The organism is Novosphingobium sp. B-7, assembly GCF_000410615.1.
In the GTDB taxonomy this organism is placed as follows: Bacteria; Pseudomonadota; Alphaproteobacteria; order Sphingomonadales; family Sphingomonadaceae; genus Novosphingobium; species Novosphingobium capsulatum.
The window spans coordinates 1-5,275 of the sequence record NZ_APCQ01000683.1 but is presented as its reverse complement, the minus strand read 5'-3'; the positions used below and the strand labels follow the sequence as shown (position 1 = coordinate 5,275).

The window sequence follows — 5,275 nt, the reverse complement described above, 5'->3', positions numbered from 1 at the left end:
TCTTTGCAACAGAGCCGGCAGGCCAGCGTTCGCGTGCTTTCCCCGGTTGATCTGCAAAGGCAGATACGTTCGGACTGCGCGACATGGCTGGACCGGCGATTGGTCCATGGCGAAACGGCCGACCTTGCGCCGACCGGCTTCGGGCAACAGGTCCGCGAAGCCATGGACCAGCGCCGCGAGCATCATATCGAACAGCGCGACGCCACGCGCAACAGGGACGGCCGAATCTTCTACCGGCGCAATCTTCTCGCCACCCTGCGCGAGCGGGAAGTTGCGCGCGCCGGTGCGGAGATGGCCGAGGGCAAGGCGCTGCCGTTCCGCGCCGCCAAGGATGGTGAGAGTGTCAGCGGCAAGTTCACCGGGACTGTCCAGCTAACGAGCGGCAAGTTCGCCATCGTGGAAAAGAGCCACGAGTTCACCCTTGTCCCGTGGCGGCCGATCATCGACCGCCAGCTCGGCCGCGAGGTCGCGGGTATCATGCAGGGCGGTTCGGTGTCGTGGCAGTTAGGGCGGCAGCGGGGGTTGGGGCTATAGGAGCCAACGATACCGCATTGCAACGCAACAACTAATTCGATAAGAGCTGCTATTCAATTTCGTAATCGTGGAGCCATCAGCATGGGAAATTCCAAGTCAGCAGACAAGTAAGCCGCAACATCAGAATTGTTGTTGCGGCGCTCTGTAAGACCAATCCCATCTGATTGCTGACGAGCAGACGCTGCCCGGTATCCTTAATCGAGCGGTTGATTCGTCATGACCACCACACGCCCCGCGTGGGCCTATACGCTGCCGGCAGCCTTGCTGCTTATGGCTCCCTTCGACATCCTCGCCTCGCTGGCGATGGATATTTATCTTCCAGTCGTTCCGGCGATGCCGGGCGTCCTGAACACGACTCCATCCATAATCCAACTCACGTTGAGCCTCTACATGGTGATGCTCGGTGTGGGCCAAGTGATCTTTGGGCCACTCTCCGATCGCGTCGGGCGACGGCCGATCCTGCTTGTAGGCGCAACGGCTTTCGTTGCTGCGTCTCTGGGAGCGGCTTGTTCTTCAACTGCATTAGCCTTTGTTGCGTTTCGTCTGGTTCAGGCTGTTGGAGCATCGGCCATGCTGGTGGCCACCTTCGCGACCGTGCGCGACGTATATGCCAATCGTCCCGAAGGTGCCGTCATCTACGGCCTTTTCAGTTCGATGCTGGCGTTCGTGCCTGCGCTCGGCCCTATAGCCGGTGCGCTGATCGGCGAGTTTTGGGGATGGCAGGCGATCTTCATCACACTGGCTGCACTGGCTTCGCTCGCACTCTTGAACGCCAGTTTCAGGTGGCATGAAACCCGACCGTTGGATCAGGCCAGAACGCAACGATCTGTTTTGCCGATCTTCGCGAGTCCGGCCTTTTGGGTTTACACGGTCGGATTTAGTGCCGGCATGGGCACATTCTTCGTTTTCTTCTCGACAGCCCCCCGTGTTCTCATAGGCCAAGCCGGCTATTCCGAGATCGGATTTAGCTTGGCCTTCGCGACTGTCGCGCTGGTCATGGTCACGACAACCCGCTTCGCAAAGTCCTTCGTTGCCAAATGGGGTATCGCGGGATGCGTAGCGCGCGGGATGGCGTTGCTCGTTTCCGGCGCGATCCTGTTGGGGATCGGCCAACTTTTCGGATCGCCGTCATTTTTCAGCTTCATCCTGCCGATGTGGGTTGTCGCGGTCGGCATTGTCTTCACGGTGTCCGTTACCGCCAACGGCGCACTTGCGCAGTTCGACGACATCGCTGGATCAGCGGTTGCGTTCTACTTCTGCATCCAAAGCCTGATAGTCAGTATCGTCGGGACATTGGCGGTGACGCTGTTAAACGGCGATACAGCGTGGCCCGTGATTTGTTACGCCACGGCAATGGCAGTGCTGGTGTCGTTGGGGCTGGCGCTCCTTCGATCCCGTGATGCTGCCACCGAGAAGTCGCCAGTCGTCTAGCCGACGACTGGAAGCAAGCCCGCTCCGATGCGGCGCAATAATCTTCGAAACCTCGTGAATGGCGGTATCCTGTCTGGCAAGATACCGCTCATTTCCCTTGTCCCGTGGCGGCCGGTCATCGACCGCCAGCTCGGCCGTGAGGTCATGGGCATCGTGCAAAGCGGATCGGTGTCGTGGCAGTTGGGGCGGCAAAGGGGCATAAGCCTCTAATCTGTTGTAGATGAACGCAGCCGCTCGAAACCAGCGATGAGGCTGTCGAGTCCGAAGTTGAACGCAGCATCCATGCCGTCTGTTTCCAACTCGTGAAACAGATCGTGCAGGAAGGACGACGGTGCTTGCTCGGACACATCTGGCCTGTCCGGAACTCTCTCATCGGCATCAGATGCCTGCTGCTCGAGAACGGAACCGACCACATAGTGACTGACCGCCCGGAGCGCCCAAACGGCGCGCTTCGGACAAAAGCCCTCCGCGCAGAGAAAGCGTATTTGCGTCTCGGCGGTGCCAAAATTCGGTTCTGTCGGTCGAGTGCCGGCATGGATACGCGCGCCGTCGCGATAAGAGAGCAACGCCGTTCTGAAGCTCAGGGCATTCTCTTTCAGGAACACCCGCCAGTCCTCATTCTCTTCGGGTAGCGAGCGGGTATGGCGTTCCGCCAGCATCGCCTCGGCGAGCGCATCAAGCAGCGCTCGCTTGTTCTGGAAATGCCAGTAAAGCGCAGGCTGCTGAACCTTGAGGCGTTCAGCGAGCTTCCGCGTCGTCAGGCTGTCCATGCCAACCTCGTTCAACAGCTCTAGCGCCGCCGCGATCACGGTGCCCTTGTCCAGTTTGGTCATTCACGTTCCTTCGCCAGTGCTTGACAATTTATCACCGATAAGTTCTATGTCCATCTCCTTATCGTTGATAAAGTCGCTCCATTGAGCGGCGCTGGAGTTTCAGGTGCGCAGCTCTGCCATCATTGCCCTGCTGATCGTGGGTCTTGACGCCATGGGTCTCGGCCTCATCATGCCCGTCCTTCCGACGCTTCTGCGTGAGCTTGTGCCAGCAGAGCAGGTCGCTGGACACTATGGTGCCTTGCTGTCGCTCTATGCATTGATGCAGGTCGTCTTCGCGCCCATGCTTGGACAGCTTTCGGATTCTTACGGTCGGCGTCCGGTACTTCTGGCTTCTCTTGCAGGAGCCGCAGTCGATTACACGATTATGGCATCAGCGCCGGTCTTATGGGTGCTCTATATCGGCCGACTCGTGTCCGGCGTCACGGGCGCAACCGGAGCTGTAGCAGCCTCAACCATTGCCGATTCGACGGGGGAAGGTTCTCGCGCACGCTGGTTCGGCTACATGGGGGCCTGTTATGGGGCGGGCATGATTGCCGGGCCAGCACTTGGTGGCATGCTCGGTGGTATCTCTGCTCATGCCCCGTTTATCGCCGCCGCCCTTCTCAACGGGTTCGCGTTCCTGCTTGCCTGCATTTTCCTCAAGGAGACTCATCACAGCCATGGCGGGACCGGAAAGCCGGTTCGCATCAAACCATTCGTTCTGTTACGGCTGGATGATGCATTGCGCGGGCTAGGTGCGCTTTTCGCAGTTTTCTTCATTATTCAACTGATCGGCCAAGTGCCTGCAGCCCTATGGGTCATATATGGCGAGGACCGTTTTCAGTGGAACACCGCGACCGTTGGTTTGTCGCTCGCGGCGTTTGGGGCAACACATGCGATCTTCCAAGCGTTTGTTACCGGCCCGCTTTCAAGCCGGCTTGGAGAGCGGCGCACGCTGCTGTTTGGCATGGCTGCGGATGCGACTGGCTTCGTTCTTCTGGCTTTTGCCACGCAGGGATGGATGGTGTTCCCGATTCTGTTGCTGCTTGCCGCCGGGGGTGTTGGCATGCCGGCCTTGCAGGCAATGCTCTCAAACAATGTCAGCAGTAACAAGCAAGGGGCTTTGCAAGGAACGCTAACGAGCCTCACCAATCTAAGCTCTATCGCAGGACCGCTTGGCTTCACAGCACTCTATTCTGCCACCGCCGGGGCATGGAACGGTTGGGTTTGGATTGTCGGCGCGATCCTCTATTTAATATGTCTGCCAATACTACGCAGACCATTCGCAACTTCATTGTGATTTAGTCATGGCGATTTGGCATGCGTAGACTTAGGAGAAATGACGGATTAAATCTGTTGAGCAATCATCTCCTTTCGGGGCGAGTGCCAATGATGACCTTAGTTCACACTCTCGCTGTCGCCGAATATCTCAACTTCCGTCACGCCGCCAACGCGCTCGGCGTTGCACAGTCCAGCGTCAGCGCCCGCGTGAAGGCACTGGAAGAAGACCTCGGCATCCTCTTGTTCGAGCGTCATGCGCGCGGCGTTCGGCTGACCGAGGCCGGACGCCATTTCGTCGAGCGGATAGCCGTAGGTATTGACCAACTCGACCATGCGGTGAAAACCGCCGGCATGGCGGCAGCCGGAGAAAGCGGCCGGCTTCGTATCGGTATCCATGCCCTGATTCCGCATAGCTTCCTCGCAAAGCTGATCGGCCAATACCGCAAGGATTACCCCGATGTTGAAGTCGAGATCGCCGAAGGCCCGGCCCGTGAAGCGGTGGTGCAGCTTCGCGCCGGCAGGTTGGACGTGGCGTTCGTCGCGGGCACGCCCCAACCACCCGACTGCCATTCCCGTCGCACATGGACCGAACCGCTCTTGGCGGTGCTACCGGAACGGCATCCGCTCGCCAAGCGGTCAGCCGTCACATGGCCCGATTTGGCAGGCGAGACGTTCCTTGTCCGGCATGGCGGCACTGGACCGCAGGTTCATAGCCATATCGTGCTACGCCATGCCGAGCGCTGGCCTGCGCCGTCGATCCTGCGCTTCGACGTGGGGCGTGGCACCCTTTTGTCTTTGGTCGGACAGGGCTTTGGCATCACCATCGTCGGCGCGGCCACGGCGCTGTTGCCGACAAACGGCATTGTCTTTTTGCCCTTCACCGACGAGCCGGAGCCGGTCGCCTTCTCGGCTGTCTGGTCGCCGTCCAATCGCAGCGCGGCGCTTCGCAACCTGCTCAGCCTCGCCAACGACATGGGCCGGAAGGTCTGCACGGACTACCGTTCGATACTACCACGGATAGCGAAGGCGTGAGCGACAAGTCCACCGGCACCGTACAATTATCCAGCAGCCAGTTCGCTGTGGTTGAAAAGAGCCATAAATGCACCCTTGTCCCGTGGCGGCCGGTCATCAACCGCCAGCTCAGCAGCAAGGTCTGCGCGGGCAGATAGGACCGGCGCTATAGGATCAATGCTCTATTCGGCTCTGTTGCAAAAATC

General features: G+C 59.3%; 5 protein-coding genes and 2 pseudogenes. 6 read left to right on the top strand and 1 reads right to left on the bottom strand.

Features of this window, described 5'->3' with window-relative positions:
• The 3 genes and pseudogenes from H926_RS0107145 to H926_RS34065 form a co-directional block, all read left to right on the top strand.
• On the top strand, nt 1-534 hold a 534-nt coding region (locus tag H926_RS0107145), incomplete at its 5' end, for a DUF3363 domain-containing protein (protein WP_022675690.1).
• A 216-nt stretch (nt 535-750) separates the two neighbouring features.
• Nucleotides 751-1,965: a chloramphenicol/florfenicol efflux MFS transporter FloR2 gene (locus tag H926_RS0107140; RefSeq protein WP_000214125.1), complete on the top strand. Its 1,215-nt coding sequence runs from the start codon at nt 751-753 to the stop codon at nt 1,963-1,965.
• A gap of 93 nt (nt 1,966-2,058) precedes the next feature.
• Nucleotides 2,059-2,175, top strand: a pseudogene (locus tag H926_RS34065) (DUF3363 domain-containing protein); the annotation flags it as partial.
• On the opposite strand, the gene tetR(G) reads toward H926_RS34065, so the two are convergent.
• The gene (gene tetR(G), locus H926_RS0107130) at nt 2,172-2,798 is read right to left on the bottom strand and encodes a tetracycline resistance transcriptional repressor TetR(G) (protein ID WP_000163574.1); all 627 of its coding nucleotides are present in this window, start codon (nt 2,796-2,798) and stop codon (nt 2,172-2,174) included. The pseudogene H926_RS34065 and the gene tetR(G) sit on opposite strands and share 4 nt — an antisense overlap.
• Nucleotides 2,799-2,901: 103 nt before the next feature.
• Between tetR(G) and tet(G) the strand changes: the two genes are divergently transcribed.
• From tet(G) to H926_RS34515, 3 genes and pseudogenes are all read left to right on the top strand, one after another.
• Nucleotides 2,902-4,077 carry a tetracycline efflux MFS transporter Tet(G) gene (gene tet(G), locus H926_RS0107125; RefSeq protein WP_001257840.1) on the top strand — a complete coding sequence of 392 codons (1,176 nt, stop codon included), beginning with the start codon at nt 2,902-2,904 and terminating at the stop codon, nt 4,075-4,077.
• A gap of 89 nt (nt 4,078-4,166) precedes the next feature.
• Nucleotides 4,167-5,090 (top strand): LysR family transcriptional regulator, encoded by a 924-nt coding sequence (locus H926_RS34520; RefSeq protein ID WP_028657710.1) that lies wholly within the window; start codon nt 4,167-4,169, stop codon nt 5,088-5,090.
• Nucleotides 5,027-5,212: pseudogene (locus H926_RS34515) on the top strand (DUF3363 domain-containing protein); the annotation flags it as partial. The gene H926_RS34520 and the pseudogene H926_RS34515, both read left to right, overlap by 64 nt.
• Nucleotides 5,213-5,275 lie beyond the last annotated feature (63 nt).